The organism is Salinicola sp. V024, assembly GCF_052645315.1.
In genome coordinates, this window is the sequence record NZ_JBQXYB010000006.1 from 214,432 (window position 1) to 240,799 (window position 26,368).

The 26,368-nt window shown below is 62.4% G+C and carries 23 protein-coding genes; 10 read left to right on the plus strand and 13 right to left on the minus strand.

All coding sequences use genetic code 11. From position 1 onward, the window contains the following. The first annotated feature begins 43 nt into the window (after window positions 1–43). From ACUN9V_RS11475 to ACUN9V_RS11490, 4 genes are all read left to right on the plus strand, one after another. Window positions 44–1,582, plus strand: coding sequence for an ABC transporter substrate-binding protein (locus ACUN9V_RS11475; RefSeq protein ID WP_445511484.1), 1,539 nt, complete (start codon window positions 44–46; stop codon window positions 1,580–1,582). 63 nt (window positions 1,583–1,645) lie between these two features. After that, a complete protein-coding gene (locus ACUN9V_RS11480; RefSeq protein ID WP_075561870.1) occupies window positions 1,646–2,569 on the plus strand; it encodes an ABC transporter permease in 924 nt (307 codons plus the stop codon). Between the two features lie 3 nt (window positions 2,570–2,572). Further along, window positions 2,573–3,421, plus strand: a complete 849-nt coding sequence (locus ACUN9V_RS11485) for an ABC transporter permease (RefSeq protein WP_110693891.1) — start codon at window positions 2,573–2,575, stop codon at window positions 3,419–3,421. Then, window positions 3,418–5,193, plus strand: coding sequence for a peptidase M14 (locus ACUN9V_RS11490; protein ID WP_445511485.1), 1,776 nt, complete (start codon window positions 3,418–3,420; stop codon window positions 5,191–5,193). Before ACUN9V_RS11485 ends, ACUN9V_RS11490 begins: the two co-directional genes overlap by 4 nt. 11 nt (window positions 5,194–5,204) lie before the next feature. On the opposite strand, the gene ACUN9V_RS11495 is transcribed toward ACUN9V_RS11490, so the two are convergent. Further along, window positions 5,205–6,689: an amidase gene (locus tag ACUN9V_RS11495; protein ID WP_439285546.1), complete on the minus strand. Its 1,485-nt coding sequence runs from the start codon at window positions 6,687–6,689 to the stop codon at window positions 5,205–5,207. A 304-nt stretch (window positions 6,690–6,993) separates the two neighbouring features. On the opposite strand from ACUN9V_RS11495, the gene kdgD reads away from it, so the two are divergent. The 4 genes from kdgD to pnp all read left to right on the plus strand — a co-directional run bounded on the left by kdgD (window position 6,994) and on the right by pnp (window position 13,651). Continuing rightward, window positions 6,994–7,911, plus strand: a complete 918-nt coding sequence (gene kdgD, locus ACUN9V_RS11500; RefSeq protein ID WP_075561866.1) for a 5-dehydro-4-deoxyglucarate dehydratase — start codon at window positions 6,994–6,996, stop codon at window positions 7,909–7,911. Between the two features lie 121 nt (window positions 7,912–8,032). Next, window positions 8,033–9,403 (plus strand): enolase C-terminal domain-like protein, encoded by a 1,371-nt coding sequence (locus tag ACUN9V_RS11505; RefSeq protein WP_445511486.1) that lies wholly within the window; start codon window positions 8,033–8,035, stop codon window positions 9,401–9,403. A gap of 321 nt (window positions 9,404–9,724) precedes the next feature. Next, window positions 9,725–11,302: an aldehyde dehydrogenase (NADP(+)) gene (locus ACUN9V_RS11510; RefSeq protein ID WP_445511487.1), complete on the plus strand. Its 1,578-nt coding sequence runs from the start codon at window positions 9,725–9,727 to the stop codon at window positions 11,300–11,302. Between the two features lie 219 nt (window positions 11,303–11,521). Further along, a complete protein-coding gene (gene pnp / locus ACUN9V_RS11515; RefSeq protein WP_445511488.1) occupies window positions 11,522–13,651 on the plus strand; it encodes a polyribonucleotide nucleotidyltransferase in 2,130 nt (709 codons plus the stop codon). Window positions 13,652–13,744: 93 nt separating this feature from the next. Here the strand turns inward: pnp and ACUN9V_RS11520 are convergent, their stop codons facing one another. The 8 genes from ACUN9V_RS11520 to gluQRS all read right to left on the minus strand — a co-directional run bounded on the left by ACUN9V_RS11520 (window position 13,745) and on the right by gluQRS (window position 22,229). Continuing rightward, window positions 13,745–14,770, minus strand: coding sequence for an acyltransferase family protein (locus ACUN9V_RS11520; RefSeq protein WP_445511489.1), 1,026 nt, complete (start codon window positions 14,768–14,770; stop codon window positions 13,745–13,747). Between the two features lie 140 nt (window positions 14,771–14,910). Beyond that, window positions 14,911–15,867 (minus strand): type I pantothenate kinase, encoded by a 957-nt coding sequence (coaA, locus tag ACUN9V_RS11525; RefSeq protein ID WP_075561861.1) that lies wholly within the window; start codon window positions 15,865–15,867, stop codon window positions 14,911–14,913. Between the two features lie 50 nt (window positions 15,868–15,917). Continuing rightward, window positions 15,918–16,406 (minus strand): GNAT family N-acetyltransferase, encoded by a 489-nt coding sequence (locus tag ACUN9V_RS11530; protein WP_445511490.1) that lies wholly within the window; start codon window positions 16,404–16,406, stop codon window positions 15,918–15,920. 8 nt (window positions 16,407–16,414) lie between these two features. Further along, window positions 16,415–17,290, minus strand: a complete 876-nt coding sequence (gene panC / locus ACUN9V_RS11535; protein WP_445511491.1) for a pantoate--beta-alanine ligase — start codon at window positions 17,288–17,290, stop codon at window positions 16,415–16,417. Next, window positions 17,290–18,081 (minus strand): 3-methyl-2-oxobutanoate hydroxymethyltransferase, encoded by a 792-nt coding sequence (gene panB / locus ACUN9V_RS11540; protein WP_445511492.1) that lies wholly within the window; start codon window positions 18,079–18,081, stop codon window positions 17,290–17,292. The genes panC and panB overlap by 1 nt, the downstream gene beginning before the upstream one ends. A gap of 220 nt (window positions 18,082–18,301) precedes the next feature. After that, window positions 18,302–18,799, minus strand: coding sequence for a 2-amino-4-hydroxy-6-hydroxymethyldihydropteridine diphosphokinase (folK, locus tag ACUN9V_RS11545; protein WP_445511493.1), 498 nt, complete (start codon window positions 18,797–18,799; stop codon window positions 18,302–18,304). Further along, window positions 18,792–20,225: a polynucleotide adenylyltransferase PcnB gene (gene pcnB, locus ACUN9V_RS11550; RefSeq protein WP_439285561.1), complete on the minus strand. Its 1,434-nt coding sequence runs from the start codon at window positions 20,223–20,225 to the stop codon at window positions 18,792–18,794. The genes folK and pcnB overlap by 8 nt, the downstream gene beginning before the upstream one ends. 1,101 nt (window positions 20,226–21,326) lie before the next feature. Beyond that, complete coding sequence (gluQRS, locus tag ACUN9V_RS11555) at window positions 21,327–22,229, minus strand: tRNA glutamyl-Q(34) synthetase GluQRS (protein ID WP_445511494.1); 903 nt, start codon at window positions 22,227–22,229, stop codon at window positions 21,327–21,329. Between gluQRS and ACUN9V_RS11560 the strand changes: the two genes are divergently transcribed. Beyond that, a complete protein-coding gene (locus ACUN9V_RS11560; RefSeq protein ID WP_445511495.1) occupies window positions 22,228–22,359 on the plus strand; it encodes a hypothetical protein in 132 nt (43 codons plus the stop codon). The genes gluQRS and ACUN9V_RS11560 overlap by 2 nt on opposite strands. Before the next feature lie 19 nt (window positions 22,360–22,378). Here ACUN9V_RS11560 and dksA read toward each other — a convergent pair whose 3' ends face one another. Beyond that, a complete protein-coding gene (gene dksA, locus ACUN9V_RS11565; RefSeq protein ID WP_075561854.1) occupies window positions 22,379–22,816 on the minus strand; it encodes an RNA polymerase-binding protein DksA in 438 nt (145 codons plus the stop codon). A gap of 257 nt (window positions 22,817–23,073) precedes the next feature. On the opposite strand from dksA, the gene sfsA reads away from it, so the two are divergent. Then, on the plus strand, window positions 23,074–23,835 hold the full coding sequence (gene sfsA / locus ACUN9V_RS11570) for a DNA/RNA nuclease SfsA (RefSeq protein WP_445511496.1): 762 nt from the start codon (window positions 23,074–23,076) through the stop codon (window positions 23,833–23,835). Here sfsA and metW read toward each other — a convergent pair. The 3 genes from metW to ACUN9V_RS11585 all read right to left on the minus strand — a co-directional run bounded on the left by metW (window position 23,832) and on the right by ACUN9V_RS11585 (window position 26,345). Further along, window positions 23,832–24,428, minus strand: a complete 597-nt coding sequence (gene metW / locus ACUN9V_RS11575; protein WP_075561852.1) for a methionine biosynthesis protein MetW — start codon at window positions 24,426–24,428, stop codon at window positions 23,832–23,834. The genes sfsA and metW overlap by 4 nt on opposite strands. Beyond that, on the minus strand, window positions 24,428–25,585 hold the full coding sequence (gene metX, locus ACUN9V_RS11580) for a homoserine O-succinyltransferase MetX (RefSeq protein WP_445511497.1): 1,158 nt from the start codon (window positions 25,583–25,585) through the stop codon (window positions 24,428–24,430). Before metX ends, metW begins: the two co-directional genes overlap by 1 nt. Window positions 25,586–25,754: 169 nt before the next feature. Next, entirely contained in the window at window positions 25,755–26,345 is a 591-nt protein-coding gene (locus ACUN9V_RS11585; protein WP_075561850.1) for a YggT family protein, read from the minus strand. Window positions 26,346–26,368: the final 23 nt, after the last annotated feature.

The window sequence follows — 26,368 nt, forward strand, 5'->3', positions numbered from 1 at the left end:
TCGACAGCAAAAACAACACCAATCCAGCAAGGGAGATATCTCGATGTCGCCAACGATGTCCTTCAAGACAGTCACTGTGTCGGCCTTAGGCCTTCTGCTCGTCAGCGGCGCTCTTGCCTCGCCGGTCTTCGCGGACGGCACATTGACGGTCTCATCCCCGCAGGATCCCGGCTCCTGGGACCCTGTAGATACGTTCTTGGTTAACTGGGCTTCCGTCGGTACCAATCTGTTCGACGGTCTGACTTACCGGGGGCCGGATATGAAACTGGTGCCTGCGCTGGCTACCAGCTGGGACGTTCTGGACGATGGCATGCGCATTCGCTTCAAGCTGCGCGAAGGGGTGACGTTCCATGACGGCGAGCCGTTCAATGCCGAGGCCGTCAAGTTCACCTTCGGTCGTCTGCTAGGGGAGGAGGGAGCCAAGGGGCCGCAACAGTCGAACTATACCGCGATCGAGAACGTCGAGATCATCGATGACAACACCGTCGACTTCCATCTCAAGGCGCCTGATCCGGTACTGCTGACCAAGCTCGCGGGCTATGGCGCGATGATCGTGCCGCCGCAATATATCAAGGAGCATGGCGAGAAGTACTTCAACACCCACCCTGTCGGCACCGGTCCATTCCAGTTCGTTTCCTACGAGCCGAAGGTGGATATCAAGTTGAAGGCCTACGATGGCTTCTGGGGCGATGGTCCCAAGCTATCCGAGCTGGATTATCGCTTCATCTCCGAGCCCTCGACCGCCGTGGCCGAGCTGCAGTCGGGTGGCGTCGATATCGTCATCCCGCCGACCATCCCGATCGCAATGATCCCGACGATCGAAGACGACGACAATCTCGATCTGATCACGACTTCAGGGCCAACCGTCTATGCGCTGCGTTTCAATACTGCCGACGGCATTACCGCCGATGAGCGTGTGCGCAAGGCTCTGATCATGGCGGTCGACCGTAAATCCATCGTCGACGGGATACTCGGTGGTCAAGCGCAGGTCATCGCCTCGTTCCAGGGTGAGCGCTCCTTCGGCTTCGACCCGGGGATGCAGCCGCTGCCCTATGATCCCGACAAGGCCAAGCAGCTGCTCGAGGAGGCCGGGGTCAAGCCGGGGGCGCAGGTACAGATCGATATCCGTGGCAACGATGCCACTTTCGCCGAGGTGACCCAGGCGGTTGCCGCCTATCTGTCGATGGTCGGGATCACCGCCTCGATCCATCCGGTCGAGACCAATACGCTGCTCAACGACATCATTCCCCAAGGCAAGACTGGCGCCATGTTCCAGCAGTCATGGGGCGGCTGGACTTTCGATTTCGACAATACCGCCTATGCGATGTATCACAGCGGTCAGAAATGGAATCCCTACGATAGCGATCCGAAGATGGACGAGTTGCTGGAGAGCCAACGCTCGCTGACTGATCCCAAGGAGCGCGAACGGATTCTACAGCAGATCGCTCACTATGCTGCGGACCGGGCACTGGAACTGCCGCTTTACAGCCTCAATGCGATCTATGGCGTCAATAAACGCGTTAAACACTTCGTGCCGGCGCCGGACAATCGTATGCGACTCAATGACGTCGAAGTCGAATAAGGCGCTTTTCGTGCCTCGCTTTCCACGAAAGCGAGGCTCTCTTCATTCGACGGAGGCTAGGATGTGACTGGATTTATCGTAAAGCGCTTCGCGCAGGCGATCTTCGTCGTGATTGCGGTGAGCTTGATCGTGGCTGTGGCGATCCGAATGACGGGGGATCCCGCGCTGATGATCGCTCAGGGTGCGACCAACATCACCCAGGCAGACCTCGACAGGATCCGTGAAGGGCTTGGGCTCAATCAGCCGTTTCTCGTCCAGTACCTCGATTCGCTGCGCGGACTGGTCACCTGGGATCTCGGGAACAGCTTCGTCGGCGGTACCCCCGTCAATCTGCTGGTCGACAAGGCGCTGCCCGCGACGCTTTCGCTGGCATTCGCCTCGATGTTCGTCTCGATCGCCGTCTCGATTCCGTTGGGTATCCGCGCTGCCGTGGCGCGGGGGCGTGGCAGTGACCAACTGATCCGCATCTTTTCGCTGCTGGGCCTGAGTTTCCCCAATTTCTGGCTGGCGACGATGCTGGTGCTGCTGTTCTCGATCACCTTGAAATGGTTGCCGCCTTCCGGCATGTCCGGCTTTGCGAGCTTCATCATGCCCGCCGTAACGATGGGCGTGATTCTGACCGCGACCAACGTGCGGCTGGTGCGGACCACGATGCTCGATACGTTGAACTCACAGTACATCATGGTGGCACGCGCCAAAGGGCTGTCGGAGCGAAAGGTGCTCTACAAGCATGCCCTGCGCAATTGCGCGATCCCCTTGATTACCTATTTCGGCCTGCAGTTCGGTGGTCTGCTGGGTGGAATCGTGGTGATCGAGAGAGTTTTCAACTGGCCGGGCATGGGCACGCTGGCCTTCGACGCGGTCGCGGCCCGCGACTATCCGGTATTGCAGTCGGTGATCATGATCCTGGCGTTGCTGATCGTCGGCATCAATCTTCTCGTCGATATCGCCTACGGCATTGTCGACCCTCGAATTCGGACGAAATAAATCATGGCTTTTGCTGCGCCACCTCGCTTGCACCGCTTCGCGTCGCTGGAGTTCGTGCTCGGCTTTCTGCTGTTGGGCGGGGTCGTCTTCTGTGTGGTCTTCTCCGCGTGGCTGTTTGCGCCCCCCGGGCAGATCAGTCTCTCCTCGCGGCTGGTGATGCCGTTCCAGGATGCTGCGCATCTTTTCGGCACCGATGCGCTGGGGCGTGACGTGCTGGCGCGAGTCGCCGTCGGTGGCTGGGTTTCCTTGAAGGTCGGCTTCTTCTCGGTGATCGGGTCGGTGGTGTTTGGCGTAGTGATGGGGCTTGTCTCGGGTTACTACCGTGGAATCTGGGATGTGATCGTGATGCGCTGTGCCGATATCCAGCTCGCGTTACCGTTCATTCTGCTTGCCATCACCTTTGTCGCCATCCTCGGCGGCTCTTTGACCAACACGATCATTCTGCTGATCGTCAGTCAGTGGGTGCAGTATGCAAGGCTCGTCCGGGGTTCGGTGCTTACACTGCGGGAGCGTGAATTCATTCTGTCGGCAAGAGCCATCGGCGTGAAGAACGGTGCCATTATCCTGCGCCATATCCTGCCCAACCTGATGGGACCGGTGGTCGTGCTGATGACCTTGAACGTTGCCAACAACATTCTGCTCGAGAGTTCTCTGACGTTTCTGGGCTTGGGTGTCGATCCAACGATACCCTCCTGGGGCGGTATGCTTGCCGAAGGCCGTACCTACCTGCAGACCGCCTGGTGGATCTCGGTCTTCCCGGGGCTTGCCATCCTGTGCACCGTGCTTGGCCTCAATCTGCTGGGTGACTGGTTGCGAGATCTGCTCGACCCGACGGGGAGGACCAACCGTTGATCCTGTTCGAAAAACATTATCCCGCGACGCTCGATCGGCTCGTTGCCGAATTCACCGGGCGAAGACTGGAAACCTGGACGTTCGATGACCGCGAGACTCGGCGGGCGGCCGAGGCCGCGCTGGCGAGCCGAGGCATCGCGGCACGCTGTCGCTCGGCCTACAAGCCGCTGGTCTGCGCCTTCCGCGAGGAGATCGCGACCGAAGGCCTGACCAGCGTCGAGATCGTCTATCCCCGACATCCGGGGGCCAAGTCCTCTCGTTTCCTGCTGGAGAGCTATCCGTTGTCGGCGCTCTACCCCGGCATCGATTTTCACTTCGAGGCCGGCGAGATCAGCGAAGCCGTCCCGATTTATCGCCTGCGACTACGCTACGCCGATGGCCGCGACGAGCCTCTGGAAGTGCTGGCGCCCAACCGCCTGCATCTCGACTTCGCGGATGAACAGGCGTTGTCCCCCTGCGGCTGGCAGATCGTCGAGGGTGCCGCCAGCCATCTGACAACCGTCTACGAGCAGCTCTTCGCCGAGGCGATGACGGCCATCCGCGAGGCTGAATGGGAAACGCGGAATGGGAGCGGGGAGCGCTATCTCGAGGAGCTCTATCTCGAGGAGCCCTTTTTCGAGGAGCCCTTTTTCGAGGAGCTCAATATCACCGCGACGCTGCCGATCGCCGATGAGCCTCTCGGCTATGCCGACGAGGTGCTGTCGCTTCGGGAAGCCCTGCACGAGGAGTTCTATTTCTCGCTGCTGGAAGTCTTCCAGCGGCGGTCCGGACGACCGCTGGGCGATCGTCATCTCCAGCCGGGGCAGATCGTGCCGGAGATCCGGTTCGGTACGGCGTACGCCGTCAAGGTGGAAACCCGGCCATACGATCGCGAGTCGATCTCGTCTCACCGCGAGCCGTTGGTCGCCGTCGCGCGTCCGTTGTCTCAGGTTCAGATCGGCGAGGAGTTGGCGACACTTGGCGGTAGCGGGTTCCACGCGATGTCCGTGGCCGGGCGCCGGCTCGAAGGGCGCTATCTCGCAGGGAGCGATCGCGCCATGATCATCTCGGCGGGTCAGCACGCCAACGAAACCAGTTCGCCTGCGGGCACGCTGCAGGCGGCGGCGGTTCTCGCGGCACGAGACGGGGCGCATTTCACGCTCTGCCCGCTGGAGAACCCGGACGGTTATGCGCTTCATCAACGGCTGATCGCCGATAACTCCCGGCACATGCATCACGCCGCGCGGTATACGGCGCTGGGCGATGATCTGGAGTACCGGGAAGGCGAAGCGCTTCACGAGAAGGCAATCCGCGTCGAGGCCGAGCGCCTGACCAACGCGTTGTTGCATATCAACCTGCACGGCTACCCGGCGCATGAATGGACGCGGCCGCTGTCGGGGTACATTCCACGTGGGTTCGAGATGTGGACACTGCCCAAGGGGTTCTTTCTGGTGTTGCGACATACGCCTGGCTGGGCCGACGCGTCACGGGCGCTGATCGAGGCGGTCACGCTGGCGCTGAACGAAGTGCCGGACCTGCGCGCGTTCAACGACCGTCAGATCGCGCTGTTCGAGAGACATGCCGGTGACACCGGCTTTGAAATGATCAACGGCTTTCCGTGTCTGATCTCGGAAGACGATCGTCACCGGGTGCCGATGACGTTGATCACCGAATATCCCGACGAAACGATCTACGGGCCCGCCTTCCAGGCTGGCGTGGCAGCTCAGCGGGCCTCGGTGCTGGCGGCTTACGATGCGCTGCAGGCGCTTCCCGATGAGCTTCTGGCCTCCTGAATCGGGCCCGGTTACATGCCAAGCGTGGGCGGCAGTATCGCCAGATCGCCACTGGCCTGTTCGAAGGCGCGCGCCAGCTGCAGCACGCCCCGGTCGTTGCGGGGCCTGCCGATCAGCTGGAAGCCCATCGGTAGGCCTGCGTCGTTGCGTCCCGCCGGTAGGCTGATCGTCGGCGCCCCGAGCATCGAGGCGGGAACCACCACTTCCATCCAGCGATGGTAGCTGTCCATCGGGTGCCCGGCGATGTCGCGTGGCCAGTGTGTCTCCACGTCGAAGGGAAAGACCTGGGCGCTGGGCATGGCGAGATAGTCGAAGCGCTCGAACAGGGCGCTCCAGGCGCGGTAGGCCTCGCCACGCTGCACGTTGGCAGCGTGAATGTCCTGCGCCGAGAGCCGCAAGCCGCGTTCGACTTCCCACCGGGCTTCGGGTTTCAGCCGGGCGCGGCTGTCGGGGTTGGCGTAGTGCGCGCCCAGGTTGCCGGCGACGGCCCAGTGGCGCAGCGTGGTCCAGCTCTCCCACAGCGTTTCGGGGGCAAAGGGCAGATCGACTTCCTCCACATCGCAGCCAAGTCGGCCGAAGTGCGCCAGCGCCGCTTCGCAAAGGGCGAGAACGCCGGACTCCATGGCCAGATGGCCTTGCCAGTCGCCCAGCCAGCCGATCTTCACACCGCGAACGTCGCGTTCGAGTACGCCAGCAATATCGCTGCCCTCGGGAAACAGGGGTTCTCCCAGCGACAGCGGTACGCGCGAATCGAAACCGGATTGCGTGTCGAGCAGCCTCGCCACGTCTTCGACGGTGCGGCCCATCGGACCGTTGGTGGCAAGCTGCTGACCGAACGGATCGGCGGCGAGATCTGGCACTCGACCGAACGAAGGGCGAAAGCCAATCACGTGATTGAACGCCGCGGGGTTTCGCAACGAGCCCATCATGTCGCTGCCGTCGGCGACCGGCAGCATTCGCATGGCGAGCGCCGCCGCCGCGCCACCGCTGGACCCGCCAGCGGTTCGCGAAAGGTCGAAGGCGTTACGGGTGGCACCGAATAGCGGATTGTAGGATTGCGAACCCAGGCCGAATTCCGGCGTATTGGTCTTGCCGATGACGATCGCGCCGGCCGCGCGCATGCGCTCGACCATCAGGCTGTCATGGCTGGCAATCTGACCGACGAGCAGCGGCGAACCCTGAACGGTCGGCAGCCCCATGGCGTCGGAGAGATCCTTGATCGCCTGGGGGAAGCCGTGCATCCAGCCACGCGACTGCCCGGCGGCGAGCTCGTGATCGGCGGCGTCGGCCTCGTCGAGCAGCGGGACACGTTCGCGGCGGGAGACCATGGCGTTGACGATGGGGTTCACGGCGTCGATGTGGTCGAGATAGGCGCTCATCACCTCGCGGCAGGAGACCGATCGATCATGGATGCGCCGCGACAGCGTAGTGGCGTTCCAGGTCACGATCTCGGCCAGTGGCCGTTGAGCGGAAGTGTGGTCGGAAGCGTTGGACATCGGCAGGGTCCCGGCAAAAAGAGAGTGTCGATTAGCATACCGCAGTAGCGTTGCCGGCACGCCACTGCGGTTTTCCGGGTTGCCCGCGTTCGGCTCACCGCGGCCCGGCAGACGGCCATCATCAGAAGTGTCAGGGTCTTGGGCCGGTCGTCACACGAAATGCGGCTAAGGTCTAACGGCATTTCCAGTATGATGTATGACAACATGGCTGACAGAATGCCGGCCTTTTCCTGCCTGTCCAGTAGATCAGGCGGTCGAGCGATTGCATGGCAGATTGACGTTAATCCACGACGAGGGACTCTAGGTGAACTTTTCCAAACAAGCGGTTGTAGCCTCCATTACCGACGGTCTGCTGTCGTTTCCGGTGACCGATTTCGACGCCAACGGCAAGTTCGACGTCGAGAGCTATCGTCGCCGTCTGCTGTGGCTGAAGGAGTACGAGGTCTCCGCTCTTTTCGTGGCTGGCGGTACCGGCGAATTTTTCAACATGACGATCGAAGAGTATCGCGAAATCGTCAAAGTCGCCGTGGAGACCATCGGTGGCCACGTGCCGATCATCGCCAGCGCCGGTCAGAGCGCCGAGCTCGCCAAGGCGCATTGCCAGGCCGCTCAGGAAGCCGGCGCCGACGGCATTCTGCTGATGCCGCCGTATCTCACCGAATGTCCGCAGTCCGGCATCGTCGAGTACGCCGCCAGCGTCTGCGATTCCACCGATCTCAGCGTGATCTACTACAACCGCGCCAACGGCTATCTCAACGTCGATGCGGTCCAGGCCCTGGCCGACCGCTGCCCGAATCTGGTCGGTCTGAAGGACGGCAAGGGCGACATGCAGGCGCTCAATATCATCATCAAGACGCTGGGCGACCGCCTCGCCTACGTCGGCGGCGTGCCCACGGCCGAGATCATCGCCGAAGCCTATCTGGCGATTGGTGTCAGCACCTACTCTTCTGCCGTGTTCAACTTCGTGCCGGAGATGGCGGTGAAGTTCTATCAGGAACTGCGAAAGGGCAACAGCGAGTTCATTCGTCAGGCGATGCGTGAATTCTTCGTGCCGTTCGTCACCCTGCGCGATACCCAGAAAGGCTATGCCGTCAGCCTGATCAAGGCCGGCGCCGATCTGGTCGGTTACCCGGCAGGCGATGTGCGCGCCCCGCTGACCATGCCCAGCGAGAAAGAGCGAGCGACGCTCAAGCAACTGATCGAAAAAGCCGGCGCGCTATAAAACCGGCCTTCCCGGCTATTCCAATCCTGTGGGCGGCTTTTTGGCCGCCCTGCACGCTGGCGGGATGTACGCTGACGCCACTTCGGCCGTCGAACGTGCATCGCCTTGACGGAGACTCCCCATGTCGAGCCACGCTACGCCCACCATCACGGAAATGCAGGTCATCCCGGTCGCGGGCCGCGATAGCATGCTGCTCAACATCGGTGGCGCGCACTCTCCCTGGTTCACCCGCAACCTGATCATCCTCAAGGATAGTGCGGGTAATACCGGCGTCGGCGAGGCGCCGGGCGGCGAGACGATCCAGCAGTCACTCGAACAGGCCCGTTCGCGGGTCGTCGGCCAGCCCATCGGCAAACTGCGTTCGATGGTGGCGTCGCTGCATTCCGCCGGTCGCGGTGCCGATTTCGAGGATTTCGGCAAGGGATCCTGGACCTTCGAACTGCGTGTCAACGCGGTAGCGGCGCTCGAGGCGGCGCTGCTCGATCTGTTCGGCAAGTTCCTCGACGTGCCCGTTGCCGAGCTATTAGGCGACGGCAAACGGCGCGACAGCGTCGAGGTGCTGGGTTATCTGTTCTTCATTGGCGATGGTCATGCGACGCCGCTCGGCTATCGTCGCGGTACGGATCATCGCGAAACGGGGCGGCACAGTACCGACGGCGTCAGCCATGACTGGTATCGCCAGCGCGACGAGGCGGCGATGACGCCGCAGCGCATCGTTGAACTCGCCGAGGCGGCCCACGACCGTTATGGCTTCAAGGACTTCAAGTTGAAGGGCGGCGCACTCCCGGGCGAGCAGGAGATCGAGGCGGTTACCGCGCTTCACGAGGCCTTTCCCGAGGCGCGTACGACCATCGACCCCAACGGAGCCTGGTCGCTCGACGAGGCGGTCCGGCTCTGCAAGAACCTGCACGACGTGATCGCCTACGCAGAAGATCCGTGCGGCGCCGAGCAGGGTTTCTCGGGTCGCGAAATTCTGGCCGAATTCCGTCACGCCACCGGGTTGCCGGTGGCCACCAACATGGTCGCCACCAACTGGCGCGAAATGGCCCATGCGCTGATGCTGCGCTCGGTCGACATTCCGCTGGCCGACCCGCATTTCTGGACGCTCTCGGGCGCGGTGCGGGTCTCTCAGCTGTGCCAGGATCACGGCATGACCTGGGGTTCGCACTCCAACAACCATTTCGATATCTCGCTTGCGATGTTCGCTCAGGTCGGTGCCGCCGCCGTCGGTCGCACCACGGCGCTGGATACGCACTGGATCTGGCAGGAGGGCGACGCTCGTCTGACCCGCAATCCGCCACAGATCGTCGATGGCAAGGTCGCTGTGACGGATGCCCCGGGGCTCGGGATCGAAATCGATATGGAACAGATCGAGCAGGCCAACGCACTCTATCGCAGTCTGCCGGCTGGCGGCCGCAACGATGCCATGGCCATGCAGTATCTGATCGATGATTGGCAGTTCGATCCCAATCGTCCGGCGCTGGTTCGTTGAAACGGGAGTGGCGCATCCCCATCTACTACTCATGGTTTGGCGCGAACCGATCGGATCGAGCGTGATTTCGACGATCGATTTCCTCGGTCGATTTTTACGCTCGATCTCTACGGTCGATCTCTAAGGTCGATTTTTACGGTCTACGCTGGGTAAGACATAATCGAGCTGTGCCAGACAACGCTGTGCATGAGAGCGTTGCCAGAAAACGTTTCGCAACAAAAGAAATGTCTCGCAAGACTCGGTCCGTGGCACGTAGAGCGCAATTTGCGCTCGGCCAAGGCTGAAGAAGAATCCGTATCCACCACCACTGCAGGAGGCAAGATGAATCTGACAGGTGAAATGCTGATCGGTCAGCAGACCGCGAAAGGCAGCCGTGACCCGATTCAGGCAATCAATCCGGCCACCAACGAGCGTCTCGAGCCGGCCTATCCTGGCGGCACCCAGGTAGAAGTCGGGCGTGCCTGCGAACTGGCGTGGAGCGCCTTCGACAGCTATCGCGAAACCTCGCTCGAGGAGCGTGCCAAGTTCCTGGAGACCATTGCCGACGAGATCGAAGCGATCGGTGATGATCTAATCGAGCGTGCCGTGGCCGAATCGGGTCTGCCCCAGGGGCGTATCCAGGGCGAGCGTGGCCGGACCTGTGGCCAGCTGCGCCTGTTCGCCAAGACCGTGCGTGCCGGCGAGTGGCTCGACGTGCGTGTCGACCCGGCGCTGCCGGATCGTCAGCCGATGCCGCGGGTCGACCTGCGTCAGCGTCACATCGCGCTGGGCCCGGTCGTCGTCTTCGGTGCCAGCAACTTCCCGCTGGCGTTCTCCGTGGCCGGCGGCGACACGGCTTCCGCGTTGGCAGCCGGTTGCCCGGTCATCGTCAAGGCACACGGTGCGCATCCCGGCACCAGCGAGCTGGTTGGCCGTGCCATTCAGGCCGCGGTCAAGAAGTGCGACCTGCCGGAAGGCGTGTTCTCGCTGATGTACGGCTCCGGCCGTGAAGTCGGTACCGCGCTGGTCACCGATCCGCGGGTCAAGGCAGCCGGCTTCACCGGTTCGCGCAGCGGCGGTCTGGCTCTGTGGAAGGCGGCGCAGTCGCGTCCCGAGCCGATCCCGTTCTATGCCGAGATGAGCTCGATCAACCCAGTTTTCCCGCTGCCGGCAGCACTCAAGGCACGCGGCGAAGAGATGGGCAAGGCGTTCGTGGGCTCGCTCAACATGGGTGCCGGGCAGTTCTGCACCAATCCGGGCCTGGTCATCGCGATCAAGGGTCCGGAGCTGGATGCCTTCGTCGCCGCCGCGGGTGAAGCGGTCAAGGGCAGCGCAGGCCAGACCATGCTGACGCCAGGCATCGCGGAGGCCTATCAGCACGGCGTTGACGCGTTGGCCGGTACCGGCAAGGCGAAGGAAGTCGCTCGCGGTGAGAAGGGCGATGGTTCGAACCAGTGCCAGACCGCGCTGTTCGTGACTTCTGCCAACGATTTCTTGAACGAGAAGTCGCTGCAGGACGAAGTCTTCGGTGCCACGTCGTTGGTGGTCGAATGTGCCGATGCCGCCGAGCTCAAGCAGGTGGCCGAGCATCTCGAAGGTCAGCTGACCGCGACGCTGCAGATGGACGATGCCGATCTCGACGCCGCCAAGGCGTTGCTGCCGGTACTCGAGCGCAAGGCGGGCCGCGTGATGGTCAACGGCTGGCCGACCGGGGTGGAAGTGTGCGATGCGATGGTTCACGGCGGTCCGTTCCCGGCGACCTCCGACTCGCGCACCACCTCCGTGGGTACGGCGGCGATCTTCCGCTTCCTGCGCCCGGTCTGCTATCAGGACCTGCCGGACGCGCTGCTGCCGGAAGCGATCAAGCAGAGCAATCCGCTGAAACTCAAGCGTCTGGTCGACGGCAAGCGCGAGGCCTGATCCGCCTGCGATTTCAGGGCCGCCGCTCGGCGGTCTTGAACCCCGAAGAGATCCACGACCCCTGCTTTCGAGTGGGGGTCGTTGCGTTTTGGGCTGCGGTTTTCGCCGATGGAGAGGATGGGACCAAGGTCGCTGATCGGTAGCCCTGTCCGCGACGAACGCCTAGAATAAGCGCCGAGTCAAAACGACCCAATGAATTCGACAAGTAAAGGAAAGCCCGTGAACCCGGTTCAGACCACATTCCAGTACGGTTCGAGTACCGTCACGCTAGAAACTGGCCGTATCGCTCGTCAGGCCACCGGTGCCGTGCTGGTCACCATGGACGACACCGTCGTTCTGTGTACCGTCGTTGGCCGCAAGACGCTCAAGCCCGGCCAGGATTTCTTCCCGCTCTCCGTGCATTACCAGGAGAAGACCTATGCCGTGGGCAAGATCCCCGGCGGCTTCTTCAAGCGCGAAGGGCGCCCGACCGAGAAAGAGACGCTGACCTCGCGTCTGATCGATCGGCCGATTCGTCCGCTGTTCCCGAAAGGCTTCATGAACGAAGTCCAGGTCATCTGTAACGTGCTGTCCGCCGATCGCAATCAGGATCCCGACATCGCCGCGATGATCGGCACGTCCGCGGCACTGGCGATCTCCGGTCTGCCGTTCAGTGGCCCGATCGGCGCGGCTCGTGTGGGCTTTACCGAGTCACGCGGCTACTTCCTCAACCCGACCGTCGAAGAGCTCGCCACGTCGGAGCTCAACATGGTCGTGGCCGGTACCGACAAGGCCGTGCTGATGGTCGAGTCCGAAGCCAAGGAGTTGACCGAAGACGAGATGCTGGGCGGCGTGCTGTTCGCGCATCAGGAAATGCAGGTCGCGGTCGATGCGATCAAGTCGCTGGTCAGCGAAGCGGGCAAGCCGAAGTGGGACTGGCAGCCGGCCGCCGACAACGTCGAGCTCAAGCAGGCCATGGCGGCGTCTTTCGGAACCGCCGTGGGTGAAGCTTATCGCATCACCGACAAGATGGCGCGTCAGGACGCGCTGGCCGAAATCCGCACCAAGGCTATCGAGCAGTTGGCCAGCGGTGACGCGGCGCAGTTCAGTGCCGACGAAGTCGGTGGCGCGCTGGCCAGTCTCGAGAAGAAAACCGTGCGCAGTCGGGTCGTCGCCGGTGAGCCGCGCATCGACGGCCGCGATCACAAGACCGTGCGGCCGCTGGACATCAAGGTCGGCGTGCTGCCGCGCACCCACGGTTCGGCGCTGTTCACCCGCGGCGAGACGCAGGCGATGGTCATCGCCACGCTGGGTACGCTGCGCGACGCCCAACTGATCGAATCGCTGGAAGGTGAGCGCAAGGATCGCTTCCTGATGCACTACAACTTCCCGCCGTACAGCGTGGGCGAGGCCGGCTTCATGGGCGGTCCCAAGCGTCGCGAGATCGGTCACGGCCGTCTGGCGCGTCGCGGCATCCAGGCGATGCTGCCCAACGATGACGACTTTCCCTACACCATCCGTGTCGTCTCCGAGATCACCGAATCCAACGGTTCCAGCTCGATGGCGTCCGTGTGTGGCGCGTCACTCGCGCTGATGGATGCCGGCGTGCCGATCAAGGCGCCGGTAGCGGGTATCGCCATGGGTCTGGTCAAGGACGACGATGGTTTCGCCGTGCTGACCGATATCCTGGGTGACGAAGATCATCTCGGCGACATGGACTTCAAGGTGGCGGGTTCCGTCAACGGCGTGACCGCGCTACAGATGGACATCAAGATCGAAGGCATCAACGAAGAGATCATGGAGACCGCGCTGCAGCAGGCACATCAGGCGCGCATCGATATCCTCGATCAGATGAACGTGGTGATCGCCGAGAGCCGTAACGAAGTCTCCGACTACGCGCCGGCGATGCAGACGATCAAGATCTCGCCGGACAAGATCCGCGATGTCATCGGCAAGGGTGGCGCGACCATTCGCGGCATCTGCGAGGAGACTGGCGCCTCGATCGATATCGATGACGACGGCACCGTGCGCATCTACGCCGAAGACCGCTCCGCGGCTAAGCGCGCCATCGACACCGTGCTCGGCATCACCGCCGAAGCCGAGATCGGCAAGCTCTATCGCGGCAAGGTCGTGCGTCTCGCCGACTTCGGCGCCTTCGTCAACTTCATGCCGGGTACCGACGGTCTCGTGCACATCTCCCAGATCGTGCCGGAGCGCGTCAACGACGTGAAAGACTTCCTGAGCGAAGGTCAGGAATTGACGGTCAAGGTGCTGGATATCGACAACCGCAATCGCGTGAAGCTGTCGATCAAGGAGATCACCCCGGAAGAGAAAGCCGCTTTCGAAGCGACGCTCGTCACCGAAGAGTGATTTTCTGGCGGTAACCGCCAGCGCTCCATCAATAACGCCCGGCCTGCATCACGCAGGCCGGGCGTTTTTTTATGGGCGTTTCTATGAATTAGCTCACGCCGCGGTAGTTCGTGGGCGTGGCGCCGGTAGATGCCGCTTGAGCCGATGCGAGAATTTCTTCTCCACGAATTCGAAGCTCAGCCAGGAGCAGAGCGCGATAATCGGCAGACAGATCGCCAGCGCCAGGTAAGGGCTGAGGCCGAACTGCTCGGTCAGGACGTAGTTGCCCGACCACAGCACGATCACGTGCAACAGGTAGGTGGAGTAGGACCAGTCCCCCATCACCTTGACGACACGATTATCGCCGATGCGCGATTCCAGGCCGATGAAGGCGATCACCAGCAACGCGCTGGGCAAGCCCCAGGCAAAGAAGCGCGTGGCGCCGGAAGGGTCGTTGAAGCAGAGAATCGTCGCGAGGCTGGCCAGTGCCAAGCCGATCGGCCACCAGCGGCCGCCGGGGATCCCGTAACGACCATGGACGACGGCGATCCCCATCCCCAAAAGGAACTGGAAAATGATCGGATCCGTGTAGAAATTGCTGAGGAAGGGCTGGTGGGCGAAGAGCGTATTGATCACCACGATGGCCACTACCACCGCCCATAGTCGCCACTCGCGCTTGAGCACCAGCGAGGCGGCGAAGACGACGTAGAACAGCATCTCGAAATTGAGCGTCCAGCCTACCGGCAGGATCGGATAGTAGCCGTAACCGGCCGGGTTCTCCGTGGGGATGAAGAACAGCGACAGAACCAGCTGCTTCAGGCCCATGCCGTACTCGGGCATGACATCGCTGGCGAAATAGATGACCAGCGCGGTGATGGCGGTGTAGAGCCAGTAGGCGGGAACGATCCGGACGACGCGATGCAACAGGAACTGCGGCATCGTCAGCTTTTTGCCGCGGCTCGAGACAGTGATCACGAAGCCGCTGATGACGAAGAAGATATCCACACCCACTTGCCCGCGGGTGGAGAACAGATACTCGACCCAGTTATTGGCATCGAAGCTGAAAAACACCTGCATGAAATGGTGAAAAACGACGATCCATGCCGCCAGGGCTCTCAGTGCCTGTACGGATACCAACATTGCTGCCTTCCCTAGCGTGAACGAACGATGAGTCCACTCAGAAGGTCAGCGGCGGAAAAAGTTCTCCATCTGGACGAAAAATTACAAAACGCTGTTCGTGATGGGACCAATGGCCGTTCCACCATGAATCCAACCGGGTTTTAGACCTTACGCAACGCGACCTGCTCGACCAGATGATCGCGGCCCTTGCGCAGGATCAGATCGGCGCGGGGGCGAGTCGGCAGAATGTTCTCGCGCAGATTGCGCCGGTTGATGTCCCGCCACAGCCCTTCGGCGATCTCCACCGCTTCCGTCTCCCCGATCTGGGCGTAACGATGGAAGAACGAATCCAAGTCCTGGAAAGCGGTCTGTCGCAGCAGCTTGAAGCGCTCCAGATACCAGTCGTGGATATGGTTCTCCTCGGCATCGATGTAGATCGAGAAGTCGAAGAAGTCCGATACGAACGGGACCATCTTGCCGTCTTCCGGCAGGTCGCGGACCTGAAGCACGTTGATGCCCTCGACGATCAGGATGTCGGGGCAGTCGACGGTCTGATAGTCGTGCTCGCGCACATCGTAGGTCAGGTGCGAGTAGAGCGGCGCCTGCACGTTGCGAGCGCCGGCCTTGATCCAGGACAGGAAGCGCAGCAGGGCGCCGATATCGTAGCTCTCCGGAAAGCCCTTGCGGGCCATCAGATCCTTGTCGCGCAGCACGGCGTTGGGATAGAGAAAGCCGTCGGTGGTGACCAGATCGACCTTAGGACTCGACGGCCAGCGCGCCAGCAACTCCTTGAGAATACGCGACGTGGTCGATTTGCCCACCGCGACGGAACCGGCGATGCCGATGATGAAGGGCGTCTTCTGAGTATCGTCGATATCCAGGAATCGCTTGCGCTGGGCGTAGAGCCGTTGACTCGCTTCGACGTAGGAAGAGAGCAGCCGGGACAAGGACAGGTAGATCCGCCGCACTTCGCCCAGATCGATCGGATCGTTGAGCGAACGCAGTCGTCGAAGCTCTTCGGCGGAGAGCGTCTGCGGCGTGTCGGCTCGAAATGCGGCCCACTGCTCGGCCGTGTAGAACTGATACGGAGAGAACGGGTCCGGTCTCAATTGATTCATCGGGTCTCTTTCGCTGACGAGCTGGCGGCGGGTCGAAAGGCCGCCAAGGGCTATGGATCTATATTGTCGACATCGTGGATAAATTGTCGCAGCTGCATGGGCTGAATGCCACGGGTGTCGATCGGGCCACGGGTGACGAAACCCAGCCGGCGATAGAGATCGATCGCGGCGAGATTGTCGACGAAGACGTTGAGCGTCACCGTGTCAGCGCCACGCCGATGCGCTTCAGCAATGAGATGCTGGCATAGGCGCTCGCCCAGACCCTGGCGACGGTGGTCGGGCGATACGCTGATTCGAGCCAGATGCGCGCGTCTTTCGCCCTTGTCCACGAGTTGGCCGAACGCGATCGGGGCATCGTTGGCGACGAGACAGAACGAGGCGTTCTCGCTGGCGTCGATCTCCTGCCACAGCGTCGTGCCGTCGGAGGGCCAGGTGAGCCCCGGTCCGGCCCAGCGTTCGAGCGCCTTTGGCGTCTCGATCCAGTGAACGATAGCGGCGACATCGGCAGGGCGAGCTGGACGCCAGCGACTGTCAGGCATGTCGAAGGTCAGCCATGTCGACGATCGGCTCCGGTTGACGGAAGCGCGACAGCAACGTTATCGATCAGCCGTGTCGAGCCGAGATAGACGGCAGCCAGCAGCTGGGCCTGGGTATCCCCACCGAGTTCGAAAGGCGAGAGATCCTGACCACGCAGTTCGAGGTAGTCGAGTCGGAAGCCGGCTTCCTGCAAGGCTTGCGAAGCCTCGTGAAGGGCGGCACTGGGCGGTTGGCCGCGACTCAGGGCCTCCCGACAGCGCGCCAGCGTTTGCTGCAGGACCGGGGCGAGTGCCCGTTGATCCGGCGTCAGATAGCCGTTGCGCGACGATAGCGCCAGGCCGTCCGCGGCGCGCACGATCGGCACGCCGACGATCTCGATGGGGAAGTGCAGATCGGCGACCAGCTTGCGAATCACCGCCAGCTGCTGGAAGTCCTTCTCGCCGAAACAGGCGATGTCCGGCTGGACCAGATGGAACAGCAGGGAGACCACCGTGGCGACGCCGTCGAAGTGACCGATACGGCTGCCGCCACAGAGTCCCTCGGAGACGTCCGGCACGTGAACCTGGGTCTGGGTTGCCAGCCCACGGGGATAGAGCGTCTCGACGCTGGGAGCGAACAGCAGATCGCAGCCGTGCGCCGTCAGCTGGTCGCGGTCGCTTTCCAGGGTGCGCGGATACTGGCCGAAGTCCTCGCCGGCGCCGAACTGCAGCGGGTTGACGAACAGCGTCGCCACGACCACGTCGGCCAACTGCCGTGCTCGATCGACCAGAGCCAGATGACCTTCGTGCAGATTGCCCATGGTCGGCACCAGCGCGATGCGCCGGCCGGCCATCCGGTGCTCACGCAGGGTTTCACGCAGCGGCGCGATCTCGTGGAGCGTCTGCATCAGAAACAGTGCTCCTCGGCCGGGAAGCGGCGCGATTTGACCGCTTCGTCATAGGCTCTGAAGGCCGCCTCGATGCTTTCCTGACCGCTCAGGAAATTCTGCACGAAGCGCGGTACGTAGCCGCTGTTCAGGCCCAGCGTGTCGTGCATGACCAGAATTTGTCCGTCCACGTCCGGCCCTGCGCCAATACCGATGACGGGCGCATCGACGGCATCGCGCACCGCCTGGCCGACCGCTCTGGGCACGCACTCGAGCAGGATGACGGACGCGCCGGCCTCGACCAGCTGCCGGGCGTCATCGACGATCCGTCGGGCGTCGTCGTCCGCCTTGCCCTGGACCTTGAAGCCGCCCAGCTGATGGACACTCTGCGGCGTCAGGCCGAGATGGGCACAGACCGGCACGCCGCGACGCGACAGTTCACGGATGCCGTCGGCCATCCACGCTTCGCCTTCGATCTTGATCAGCTCGGCGCCGGCACGCATCAATTCGCCGGCGTCGCGCAGCAGCTGGCCGGTATCGGCGTTGCTCATGAATGGCAGATCGACCATCAGCAGGCTGCGCTGCTTGCCGCGCGCCACGCAGGCGGTGTGATAACGGATGTCTTCCAGGGTTACCGGCAGGGTGCTGGCATGACCCTGCAGCACCATGCCCAGCGAATCGCCGACGAGTAGCACGTCGATACCGGCTGCGTCGGCGCAGCGTGCCAGGGTGGCGTCATAGGCCGTCAGGCAGCTGAAAGCCTCTCCGCGCGCCTTGCAGTCGCGTAGCGTATTGAGGGTGACGCGCTTCATGCTCTCTCTCCCAAGAACAGCGAGCCTCGCTCGCAGACGCCGACGATGGACCCGACGCGGCAGGGCGACGGACGCCGGTTTGTCGCCCCCGAAGAGACGATGCGGAGCAGAGTGTAATGGGTTGTCGACAAGACGCAACTCGACGTTGGCGGCATGCCCGGTCCTTTCTCATACCCGGTCTTTTCCCATGCCCGGTACGCGAGATGCCGTTACGCCGGAGTCACTCTCCCAGCCGGGTCAACGTCTGGCCCTCGAGCCTGCCTGCCAGTGTCAGTGGCAGCTCGCCGTCCAGAGTCAGCGTCGGAGCGATTTCGGCCAGCGGTTCAAGCACGAACCGGCGGCGGGATATTCCAGGATGGGGGAGCGTCAGGCGTGGAGAGTGGTGAGAGAGACCGTCGTACCACAGTAGATCCAGATCCAGCGTTCGCGGGCCCCAATGACGATCGCGTACCCGCCGATGACGTTGCTCCAGCGCCTGCAGTTGATCGAGCAGTGCCAATGGCGAGAGGCGGGTGAGAATGGCAGCGACGGCGTTGATGAAGTCTGGCTGATCCTGAGGGCCGACCGGGGAGCTCGAATAGAGCGACGAGCAGGCGACGCATTCGCTTAACGGTAGCGATGCCAGCGTCGCCAGCGCTCGCTCGAGCTGATCGCGTGGTGCATCGAGGTTGCTGCCCAGGCCGATATAGGCCAGGGCAGCAGGCTGGCGTTCAGTCATCCAACGTCGGGGGAGTCGGCTTGTTGGTCGGGCGCCGGCGTTTGCGCGGGCGTCGTCGACGAGGCTTGCCGTTCGGGCCGTCGGCAGGAGGACCGCCATCGGCATCCGCCATCAGTTGACGCTGGCCGTCGTCGTCGGCTTTCTGAAATTCGGTCCACCATTCACCGAGGCCCGGCGTCAATTCACCGGATTCCTCTCGCAGCAGCAGGAAATCGTACGCCGCACGGAAACGCGGGTGCTCCAGCGTCTGAAAAACCCGGCGGCCGCGACGACGGGGTAGCTGCTGCTGCAGCTCCCAGATGTCACGCATCGGCATGCTGAAGCGTTTGGGAATCGAGGTGTGCTGCAACTGGCGACTGATGACCTGCTGCGCCGCCGCCTGCTGTGCCGGAATCTCCGGCAGATCCTGCTCGTGGGCGATTCGCGGCGTGCGTTGCTGGACGCAAGGCCATAGCAGGGCGCCAAACAGGAACGCGGGCGTCACCGGACGCTCCTGGGCGATTCGCGCATCGGTATTGGCCAGCGCCTGCTCGACGAGCTTGACCGCCCACGGCTGCTCGTTGAGGGCTTCGTCGCTCTCGGGGAACAGCATGGCGAACAGCCCACGTTCGCGAAGCACGCGAAAGCTTTGCAGGGCGTGACCGGAGAGGAATAGCTTGAGCACTTCCTCGAACAGTCTCGCCGGCGGAATCTGCAAGAGGAGCGGTGCCAGTTCACGAATCGGTGCTTCGGTCTCTGGAGCGATCCGGAAGTCGAGCTTGGCGGCAAAGCGTGCGGCGCGCAGCATGCGAACCGGGTCCTCGCGGTAACGGGTTTCCGGATCGCCGATCATCCGCAGAACGCGATCATCGAGATCCTGGAGGCCGCCGGTCCAGTCGTGAATGGCGAAGTCGGTGACGCTGTAGTAGAGCGCATTGACGGTGAAGTCGCGACGAATCGCATCTTCTTCGACGCTGCCCCAGACGTTGTCGCGAAGCAGCAGGCCGTCGTCGGACTGCTGGCTCACATTGCCGGTGTGCTCTTCGCCGTGACGCCCACGGAAGGTCGTTACCTCGATGACCTCACGTCCGAAGCGCACGTGGACGATACGAAACCGGCGGCCGATGATGCGAGAGTTGCGGAACAGCTGGCGCACTTCGTCGGGGGTGGCGTTGGTGGCGACATCGAAATCCTTGGGCCGATTGCCCAACAGCGAGTCGCGAATGCAGCCGCCGACCAGATAGGCGTCATAGCCGGCACCGTTCAGTCGATACAGTACCTTGAGTGCGCTTTCACTGAGATTCTGGCGCGAGACGTTGTGTTCGTCGCGAGGCAGGACTTTTCGGGTAGGCGTTGCGTCTTCGCCAGCCTGTGCGGATTCCGGGTTGAAGAGGGTCTTCAAACGCTCACCGGGACGCTGGAGAAAACGGGAAAATCCTTTGAACATGCGGCGAAGTCGACTCGCGAGGTAGCAAAACTCCAGTGTAGCGGAGCCCCGAAGCCTTGCAAAGGCAACGGTCATGACGGGGAAGCGGAAAAGGGTATGGCTGATGCGGGTTTGGGGCCTTGAAAAAGCCCGGATATCGGCGTCATCGCGAGACCGGGATTGCCACAGGTGGCCATAGTACTCAGGTGGCAATAGTACTCAGTTGCCATAGTACGCAGTGGCCATAGTGAATAGTGGCCATAGTAAAAGGGGAGACCCGGTAGGCCTCCCCTCTAAAGATGCTTCGCAACGTCCATGCCGCTTCTTTTTGTTCGTGATGGCGCATCGCCTTGAATACGCAACACAGTCGCTAACGGCGATTACAGCTTTTGGCTTGTCATTGTCAGCCTTGCTGTGTAGCGACCACCTCGTATTCAAAACAATAATCCAACCACGACAGGCAATGCCCTTTCTCGGTTGTTGTCGTTGTTCCGAGAAGTCTTCAGACCTCGGGGAGGCTTGTTATTGTTGCCCCGTCGATGAAGAGCGTCGCGTCCTGATTTTGCTTCGGCTCGAGAGCGATTGTTGTTGTTCGCGCTCTCGTTCGTGCCTTCGGCCAAGATTTTTATTGTGGGGCCGTTGACGATCTGCCTTCCAGGTTGAGTGCCATATTGTGATTGTGTCGGCACTTAGGGGTCATCCGATCGAGGATTGTTATTGGGGATTGATCGGCGCCCGCTGTTGTTTTTCTTGTCTTAGTTACTGCACTTGCCGTGCCACTCCATATTTTTTAAATAAAATACAAATAGATACGGTTTTTTCGTCGTGCCAGGTTCGCTCTGGTTCCTGGTGTGGCCGATTGTGCTGATTCATGACGGGGCATGCGGAGCCGCCGATGCATGCTTGTGGTGCACCCCGTGCGATGGCGACAGGGTGACGCAAAACGGCGCAGGTTGCGCTTAGACAATAGTCTTCAGCCGAATGGGCGAGGGGCTTTCCGCCGAGTGGGAAAAGCGCTCTCGAGCCATTGGCTCACTCGGCTTCGTCTGCCTCGGGGCAAGGTGAAAATAAGATGTCGCCATCGCGAGGGCGAGATTCCAAACGGGTTGTTGCCGCGCCGTTTCAGTCTTGAGCCCGGCCGGAGGTTGCGCTCATCGACTCCGGCGACCAGTTTCGGCAGGCGTGGGCGAGCTGATCGGCAACCGGCGCCAGGCGTAGTGTGCGAGGGGGGCGCTGATCGAGCAGCTGCAACGCTTGATGAAGCAGCGGCCGAGCGAGTTCGCCATCATCGGGGATGGCGGTCGCGAGGTTCTGTTTGGAGAGCTTCTGACCGTCGTCGCCAAGAATCAGCGGGAGATGCAGATAGCGCGGTTCTGGATAGCCGAGCGCGACCTGGAGCTGGCGCTGCCATGGCGTGTTATCGAGCAGATCAAAACCGCGGACGATGTCGGTGACATTCTGGTCCGCATCATCGACCACCACGGCCAACTGATACGCCCAGAGTCCTTCCTTGCGTTTGATGACCACATCGCCCTGGCGAGTCGGATCGAGGCACTGGTGGCCGAACAGCCGGTCCTGCCACGTTACGGGCTGGATGCCTCTGTCGGTACGCAGGCGCCAGGCTTGCGCCCGTGCAGGATGTCGCGAGCCTTGCCGGCACCAGCCAGGGTAGTACCCCTCATGCTGCCACTCCCGACGTGAACAGCCACAGGGATAAGCCATGCCGGCAGCGATCAGCCGATCCAGCGCGGCCTGGTAGACGTCGTTGCGCTCGCTCTGGTAGCGAATCTCCCCGTCCCAGGTCAGGCCGAAGGCTTCCAGTTGATGCCGGATCTGATCGGCGGCGCCCGGCGGACAGCGCGGCGGGTCGATATCCTCGAGTCGCAGCAGCCACCGGCCGCCTGCGGCTCGAGCATCCAACCAGCTGCCTACCGCCGCCACCAGCGAACCCATGTGGAGAGGGCCCGAGGGAGTGGGGGCGAAGCGGCCGATATAGTTGGGAGTCGACGCGAGGGGAACGGTCATGGCATGGCTCGTGATTCGACGCATGGCGATGCTGATGGCGGGAAACCGCTGGCGCGGCGCACGGAGAACGGCTCTGGAAATGGCCCTGCAGAACGCAAAACGGGCACCGCTGAAGGTGCCCGCCGTGTGACGACCGCCATCGAGGTCGCTCAGCCGCCGAGCTGCTTCTCCTTGAGCTCGGCCAGTGTCTTGCAGTCCACGCACAGCGTGGCCGTGGGGCGGGCTTCGAGACGGCGAATGCCGATTTCGACGCCGCAGGCTTCGCAGAAGCCGTAGTCATCTTCGTCGATCTTCTCGATCGTTTCGTTGATCTTCTTGAGCAGCTTGCGCTCGCGATCGCGCGTGCGCAGTTCCAGACTGAACCCCTCTTCCTGCGTGGCGCGATCGGCAGGGTCGGCGAAGTTGTTGGCCTCTTCCTGCAGATGGCGAACCGTGCGGTCGACCTCTTCCATCAGATCCTGCTTCCAGCCCATCAGGATCTCACGGAAGTGCGCAAGTTGCTTTTCATTCATATACTCTTCACCCGGCGCCGACTGGTACGGGGTGAATTGACTGGGCGCTTCCGCTTTCTTTTCCGCTACTGGCATGGGGGCTGCCTCGTTACGCAAGTGTCGTGACGCGTGTCATCTGGCCGGGTATCGGCCGTGGGCAGCGACTGCCACTGCCCGAAGCCATGCTTATTTAGCGAAAAAGTTGCCGCATTGCAACCCGACGGGCACTTTATTTTTCTCATCTTGCGTTCGCGTCATCGGCGGATCGACAGTGGATCGGGCCGCCATGGCGCGGGCCCGCACCGTTGGCATCGCGTCTCTATCCCACTTCCCGCTCAACGGATCGGCACTGCATGAATTATCCCGTTCTCGTCCCCGGCATTCTGCTGCGACGCTATAAACGTTTCCTGGCTGATATCGAGCTCGAGGATGGTTGCGAAGTCGTGGCCCATTGCCCCAATACCGGCTCGATGCGAGCCGTCAACGCGCCCGGTTGCCGGGTCTGGCTTTCACCGAGCACCAACCCGTCGCGCAAGCTCGGCTGGACCTGGGAGCTGATCGAACTGCCAGACGGAAAGGGAGGTGTGGATCGGGTCTCGGTGCACACCGGGCGGGCCAACGCCTTGGTCGAGGAAGCCCTGCTCGCGGGCGTCATTCCCGAGCTGGCGGGTTTCGCCGAGCTCAAGCGCGAGGTCAACGTCGAAGGCGCCAGGCTCGATTTCCGCTTGAGAGACGCGCAAGGAAGCGACACGTTCGTCGAGGTCAAACAGGTCACGCTCAAGGAAAACGATGGGCACGGCTATTTCCCCGACTCCGTCAGCGAGCGGGGCCGACGCCATCTCGATGTGCTCGCCGATCTCGCCGACCGGGGGCAGCGCAGCGTGCTGCTGTTCTGCGCGGCGCATACCGGCATCGATGACGTGGCACCCGCGGCGCATCTCGATCCGGCCTATGCGCGGACACTGCAGGCGGTGGCCGAGCGTGGCGTGGAGATAGTGGCCTACGGCTGCCGCGTGACTCTCGCGCCGGACCGGCCCGTGGCGATCACGCTGGATCGCCAACTTGACGTGGATATCGAACGCCGCTGGTCATCCTCGGATGAAGCCCAGGGCTAACGTCCGCGGCGAACCCGGAATATCGCGGTTTCACCGAACAGGTTGGGCCACCAGCGGGAGGTCCAGTGGCCTTCGTGATCGGCGCTACCGACCGCCTCGTCGACGATGGTGACGCCCTTGTCGCGGCACAGCTGGGCGAAGTCCTGAAACGTCGACAGGTGAATGTTGGGCGTGTCGTACCAGGCGTGCGGTAGCGAGCGTGACACCGGCATGCGACCGCGGAACGTCAGGTGCAGGCGGTGCTTCCAGTAGGCGAAGTTGGGGAAGGCGATGATGCACTCCGGCGCTACGCGCAGCATCTCGTCGAGCATGGCGTCGGGGCGGCGCAACACCTGCAGCGCCTGGGTCATGATCACCAGATCGCAGGCATCGTCGACGAAGTTGCCGAGCCCGTCATCGAGGTTCTGTTCGAGCACGTTGACGCCCTGGCCGAGGCAGGCGGCGATGCCGTCGGGATCGATCTCGAGGCCGTAGCCGGTGACATTCTTGTGGCGCGCCAGTGCCGCCAGCAGCGTGCCATCGCCGCAGCCGAGGTCGAGAATACGGGCATGCTCGGGAATCCAGTCGTAGATCAGTTCGAGATCCGCGCGCATCAGGCTGTCTCCCCGGTGATATCGGCGTGGATGCGCCGCATGTAGCTGCCGAATACGGCTTCATATTGCTCGTTGGGCAACAGAAAGGCGTCGTGGCCGTGGGGCGAGTCGACGTTGATATAGCTGACCGACTTGCCGGCGCGCAGTAGCGCTCTGACCAGCTCCCGCGAGCGTGCCGGGGCGAAACGCCAGTCGGTCGTGAAGCTGACCACCAGATAAGGGCAGGCCACCGGGGCCAGCGCCGCGGCCAGATCACCGCCGTGCTGTCCGGCGGGATCGAAGTAATCCAGCGCCTTGGTCATCAACAGATAGGTATTGGCATCGAAGCGGGTCGAGAACGTATCGCCCTGATGGCGCAGATAGGATTCGACCTGGAATTCGACGTCGTAGCCGAAGTTCAGCTGATCGCTGCGCAGGTCGCGGCCGAAGCGCGACCCCATCGAGTGTTCCGACAGATAGGTGATATGGCCGATCATCCTGGCCAGCTTCAACCCGAGCTTGGGGATCGCCTCGTGATCCGCATACCAGCCATCGTGGAAATCCGGATCCGAACGGATCGCCTGACGCGCCACCTCGTTGAAGGCGATGTTTTGCGCCGATAGACGCGGAGTGGCGGCGATGACCGCGACGTTGGCGACACGCTCCGGATAGGCAATCGTCCACTGCATCGCCTGCATGCCGCCCAGACTGCCGCCGACCACGGCGGCAAAGCGTTCGATGCCCAGCTGATCGGCCAGGCGAGCCTGGCTGTGGACCCAGTCCGCCACGGTCATGACCGGGAAGGTCGGGCCCCATTGGTGGCCGGTCTGCGGATTGAGGCTGGCGGGGCCGGTGCTGCCGTGGCAGCCGCCCAGATTATTGAGCGAAATGACGAAGAAGCGATCGGTGTCGATCACCTTGCCGGGACCGATGTAGGCGTCCCACCAGCCGGGTTTGCGTTCATCGGCCGTGTGGTAACCCGCGGCATGGTGATGTCCCGACAGGGCATGGCAGATCAGCACCGCATTGCTGCGCTCGACATTCAGCGTGCCGTAGGTCTCGTAGACCAGTTCGAAGCGCTCTAGGGTCTTGCCGCAGGCCAGCGCCAGCGGCGACTCGAACGTCGCGATTTGCGGTGTGACCACGCCGACCGAATCGGACGGGAAGGAAGCGGACATGAAGCGGGGTAATCTCCAGGTTCAGCAGGGGCACGTCACCGAGGACGTTCTCGGGTGCGCCCGAGCGCCGCCGCGGCAATCACGACGCCGCCATGGCGATGGAACCGCGGCCCTGATGGCGCTGCGGCAGTTGACGCCGCAACAGCCACGGGGCCGCGATCGCGACGATTCAGAAACCGATCAGCGCACCCGGCAAGCCGGCGGCGCGGGCAAGCGAACCCACCACGACGCTGTCGAGCAGGTTGATGATGATGAACACCACGATCGGCGAGAGATCGATCATGCCCAGCGGCGGGATCACACGGCGCACCGGCGCCATGATCGGTTCGACGATCTGCATGACCAGCAGCGCCCCCGGATGGCTGGCTCGAGGTGCCACCCAGCTCAGGATGATCATGATGATCAGGGCGAAAAAGTAGATCTTGAGAATCGCGTTGAGAACACCGGCGATACCGGCCAGCAGCAGCCCCTGAAGCGGCGGCATGCCGAAGCCGGCGATCTGGAAGATCGCGATGATCACGAGCACTTTCAGCAGAAACCCCACGAACAGGGTGGCGATATCGATCCGGCCGACAGGGCGCAGAATTTTCTGTACCGGGGCGACGACTGGCTGCGTCGCCTTGACGATTCCCTGACTCAGAGGGTTGTAGAAGTCCGCCTGCGAGAATTGCAGCAAAAAGCGCAGCATCAACACAAACAAATAGACGTTGACTAGCGTGTTGACCAGCATCAAGCCGGCGCTTCCGAGATTACTGCCCATTACGTTCTCCTAGTGATTCGGCG

What these genes read in the sequence shown, in the direction of transcription:
- ACUN9V_RS11475 (WP_445511484.1), top strand. Translation starts at nt 44, where the DNA reads ATGTCGCCAACGATGTCCTTCAAGACAGTCACTGTGTCGGCCTTAGGC.
- ACUN9V_RS11485 (WP_110693891.1), top strand. Translation starts at nt 2,573, where the DNA reads ATGGCTTTTGCTGCGCCACCTCGCTTGCACCGCTTCGCGTCGCTGGAG.
- ACUN9V_RS11495 (WP_439285546.1), bottom strand. Translation starts at nt 6,689, where the DNA reads ATGTCCAACGCTTCCGACCACACTTCCGCTCAACGGCCACTGGCCGAG.
- ACUN9V_RS11505 (WP_445511486.1), top strand. Translation starts at nt 8,033, where the DNA reads ATGTCGAGCCACGCTACGCCCACCATCACGGAAATGCAGGTCATCCCG.
- ACUN9V_RS11510 (WP_445511487.1), top strand. Translation starts at nt 9,725, where the DNA reads ATGAATCTGACAGGTGAAATGCTGATCGGTCAGCAGACCGCGAAAGGC.
- ACUN9V_RS11520 (WP_445511489.1), bottom strand. Translation starts at nt 14,770, where the DNA reads ATGTTGGTATCCGTACAGGCACTGAGAGCCCTGGCGGCATGGATCGTC.
- coaA (WP_075561861.1), bottom strand. Translation starts at nt 15,867, where the DNA reads ATGAATCAATTGAGACCGGACCCGTTCTCTCCGTATCAGTTCTACACG.
- ACUN9V_RS11530 (WP_445511490.1), bottom strand. Translation starts at nt 16,406, where the DNA reads ATGCCTGACAGTCGCTGGCGTCCAGCTCGCCCTGCCGATGTCGCCGCT.
- panC (WP_445511491.1), bottom strand. Translation starts at nt 17,290, where the DNA reads ATGCAGACGCTCCACGAGATCGCGCCGCTGCGTGAAACCCTGCGTGAG.
- panB (WP_445511492.1), bottom strand. Translation starts at nt 18,081, where the DNA reads ATGAAGCGCGTCACCCTCAATACGCTACGCGACTGCAAGGCGCGCGGA.
- folK (WP_445511493.1), bottom strand. Translation starts at nt 18,799, where the DNA reads ATGACTGAACGCCAGCCTGCTGCCCTGGCCTATATCGGCCTGGGCAGC.
- pcnB (WP_439285561.1), bottom strand. Translation starts at nt 20,225, where the DNA reads ATGTTCAAAGGATTTTCCCGTTTTCTCCAGCGTCCCGGTGAGCGTTTG.
- ACUN9V_RS11560 (WP_445511495.1), top strand. Translation starts at nt 22,228, where the DNA reads ATGGCATGGCTCGTGATTCGACGCATGGCGATGCTGATGGCGGGAAAC.
- gluQRS (WP_445511494.1), bottom strand. Translation starts at nt 22,229, where the DNA reads ATGACCGTTCCCCTCGCGTCGACTCCCAACTATATCGGCCGCTTCGCC.
- dksA (WP_075561854.1), bottom strand. Translation starts at nt 22,816, where the DNA reads ATGCCAGTAGCGGAAAAGAAAGCGGAAGCGCCCAGTCAATTCACCCCG.
- sfsA (WP_445511496.1), top strand. Translation starts at nt 23,074, where the DNA reads ATGAATTATCCCGTTCTCGTCCCCGGCATTCTGCTGCGACGCTATAAA.
- metW (WP_075561852.1), bottom strand. Translation starts at nt 24,428, where the DNA reads ATGCGCGCGGATCTCGAACTGATCTACGACTGGATTCCCGAGCATGCC.
- metX (WP_445511497.1), bottom strand. Translation starts at nt 25,585, where the DNA reads ATGTCCGCTTCCTTCCCGTCCGATTCGGTCGGCGTGGTCACACCGCAA.
- ACUN9V_RS11585 (WP_075561850.1), bottom strand. Translation starts at nt 26,345, where the DNA reads ATGGGCAGTAATCTCGGAAGCGCCGGCTTGATGCTGGTCAACACGCTA.